At 62.8% G+C, this 3,112-nt stretch carries 2 protein-coding genes; one reads left to right on the top strand and one right to left on the bottom strand.

The genetic code is table 11. The features are described 5' to 3' along the window. The first annotated feature begins 37 nt into the window (after nt 1-37). Nucleotides 38-661, top strand: coding sequence for a recombinase family protein (locus tag ABD774_RS21380; RefSeq protein ID WP_345045760.1), 624 nt, complete (start codon nt 38-40; stop codon nt 659-661). A 1,443-nt stretch (nt 662-2,104) separates the two neighbouring features. Here ABD774_RS21380 and ABD774_RS21375 read toward each other — a convergent pair. Then, the gene (locus ABD774_RS21375) at nt 2,105-2,848 is read right to left on the bottom strand and encodes a hypothetical protein (RefSeq protein WP_345045758.1); all 744 of its coding nucleotides are present in this window, start codon (nt 2,846-2,848) and stop codon (nt 2,105-2,107) included. Nucleotides 2,849-3,112 lie beyond the last annotated feature (264 nt).

Genomic DNA, 3,112 nt, shown 5'->3' with positions numbered 1-3,112 from the left:
AATCGGTCGAATAAGTGACAGACGAATGGAGAGCATGATGCTCGTCGGGTACATGCGGGTCTCAAAGGCCGACGGGTCCCAGACCACCGACCTGCAACGCGACGCCCTCCGCGCGGCCGGTGTCGACTCCGACGCGCTGTATGAAGACCGCGCGTCGGGGAAGAGGGATGATCGTCCCGAGCTGAGCGCGTGCCTCAAGGCGCTGCGGTCGGGGGACACCCTGGTGGTGTGGAAGCTCGACCGGCTCGGCCGGGACCTGCGCCACCTGGTCAACATCGTCCACGACCTCACCCACCGGGGCGTGGGATTGAAGGTCCTAACCGGGCAGGGTGCGGCCATCGACACCACGACCGCCTCCGGCAAACTCGTCTTCGGCATCTTCGCCGCCCTGGCCGAGTTCGAGCGAGAACTCATCTCCGAACGCACCATCGCCGGCCTTTCCGCCGCGCGCGCACGCGGCCGCAAAGGCGGGCGCCCCTACAAGATGACCCCCGCCAAAATCCGCCTCGCCGCTGCGTCCATGGGCCAGCCCGGCACCAACGTCACGGACCTGTGCAAAGAGCTCGGTGTCACTCGCCAGACCCTCTACCGGCACGTCTCACCCACCGGCGAACTCCGCGAGGCCGGGCACAAACTCCTCGGCCAGCGCCGCGGCAAGTGACGGGTGGCCGCTGTTCAGCGCGTCTCCGCAACTGCCCTTGACCTATCCGTCGTTGACGGATCACAGCCGGTTCGGAGCACCTCGACAGGCTGTTGCGGCAAACTGCGCCCACTGCCCGTTGGCTGACAACGACTGCGATGACGCCTCGTTCCTCATATCGAGGCTTATTCGGCAATAACCCATGTAGCGTGGACGCCGATTTTGTCCGAACCTTCAGGACGCAGATCGAGAGGAAGCACGTATACTGATGTCACTGTCAGCGCAGCTGGATTGGCCGTCTCCGGCGAGAGAGTGAGAGTGAGACCGTTGACGTTCTCCTGCCACTTGCACATGTCAGCATCAGGCGGCTCGGGAATCGAGCAATCCAACCTCTCTTCGGTACCTGCAGGTGCGCCGCCCTCGTCGATATTTGAGTACAAGCGAACCAGCACATGGCCAGGCGCCGATTTCCCGAACCCAGAAACAATGATTGGCGCGTGGAGAGCGCCTGGCCCTGCGGAATTTATTTCGAGCTCTGATGCCTCGCTCTCAGTAGCGGGTCCCCCTTGAATAAACTCTCCGTCACGGAGCCATTCATAACTAGCGACCGTCATCTCCGAGCCATCAACTTCAAGGGCTGGCACCCAGTCCGGTGGAGGCTGGAGCTTCGTCAGAGGTTGAACGTCACCCGCGCCGCTAGCGCTCACTTGCTTGCCAGGCTCGGTGGGTGTGCATGCAGCAACTGAGGCCAAGGACACACCAGCCGCAAGTATGACTAACCTGCCCTTGGCTCCCAGCTGACTGCTCAACCTCGCCTACCAGTTGCAGGCGAACGAGGCATAATTACTGGTGTTTCCGTACCAGTTTTCGCCCCCTTGGAACAGGTGGTGACTTGAGAGACCCGCATACTCTCGGTTGGGCGCCCCGTCGCACGACGAGTGGGGCGTGGCCTCGACCTGGTAACCTGACGTCCGAGTATCGGTGTCGCTATTCATCCAATTCAATCCCCACCAGTCCACACGATAGAGATTGGTGGTCACCTGGAGGTCGCTTGCGATTATACCGCCAGTACACCCGGTCGAACCGTGCACGCTGGCATCGCCACCGCTAGGATGAGGATCATCTGTCCGTCCGTAGCAGTTTGGATGGACTGCGAACGGCGATATCGAGGCGGACTCCGCGCCGGATAGGCTCACCGCTGACGGAAGTTGCTCGATAGCGGCGAGTTCAGATTTGTCTGTGATATCCCTGGCGAGCCCGTCCGCGTAGAGTTCTGGCGCGTCCGGTTCAGACGCGAAGGCTCCGGTGGCTCCGACTCCCAGAGCTAGAGTTGAGAGCAGTGCCGCTGAAGCAAGCTTCCAGCGGAACCCGTTGTGGTTGCGCATATCGTGCCCCCCGATCGTCATTGATGTTGGAACCGTCCGGAAACCGCAGCACGCCAACACCAACGCATGGGCGCTACCGTCAGAGCAGATCTGTCACCTTGAAGGGCAGCGTCTCAAGCTCCGGTGAGGCCAAGACCGAAGAGATGGTGTCGGCACTTCCTCCGACAAAGGTTGAGTCGAGATCGATCTCGGTGGCGACGCACCACGCCCGGTCCGCGGGCCAGAACAGGCTTGGCGACTGGGCCCACCGTCCTGGCCCGTCATAGTGAACGAGTTCGCCCATCGCTGAGATCGGGCCTTGGAGCAGGAAGTAGTTACGACCAGGCAGCCGCAGCCGGGGTGCAGCCAGTTCCGCCGCAGTCATAAGTGGTTCCGCCGGGACACCGCCGTCCGTGGTCAGGGACACCCGGGCGGTGCCGCCAGACAGCCAGCCCCACCCGGACCACACGGCGAAGAGACAGTCATCGGGCGTGTCGGTGTGCGAGGCGAGCACGTCGCACAGGGCCCGCAAGGGAGTCACCGCAAGGTTTCCCCATGCCGGGTAGGCGCCCGGCAACGCCTCCGAGTTCCGCTCATACCGGCTCGGGGTGCCGATCAGATCATGCCACCGCGTCGTGGGGTGGACTCGTCGCCCGAGTAGGGCGGCAACTTCTGACCACCGCATCGTCGCCGGGTGCCGCCTGTCCTGAAACTCTACGGGGTGCAGCACCCTTGCGTACGCCTCGAAGCTCCTGGGGATCACGGTCGACGCATCGAGCAACTCCCCCGTCAACCATTCGGCCGGGGACACATCATCGAGAACCCGTACCCGGTCTGTCCACATGCTCGTACTCTTTCCTCTCCCGGATCTGCTGTCCCACTCTCTCGACCAGTGCAGTGAGTTGGCCCCCTGCAGCAAGCCAAGACACGCCCTATGGACCAGCCTGACACGTGGATCTCTCGCCACGCCTGATTCTCGTCGCTGGCAGCAACTCCCACGCTGGGTGTTTTGGAGCAATCGAACCCCTGTTGCGGAACGCTCGCGCGGGCTAAGCGTTGAGTGAAGACGACTTCGGAACACCCGTGCAGCCGACTTCGGAGATTGACA

This window comes from Georgenia daeguensis, assembly GCF_039537705.1.
In the GTDB taxonomy this organism is placed as follows: Bacteria; Actinomycetota; Actinomycetes; order Actinomycetales; family Actinomycetaceae; genus Georgenia; species Georgenia daeguensis.
Note: the sequence above shows the minus strand (reverse complement) of the source record. Positions and strands in the feature narration are given on the sequence as shown.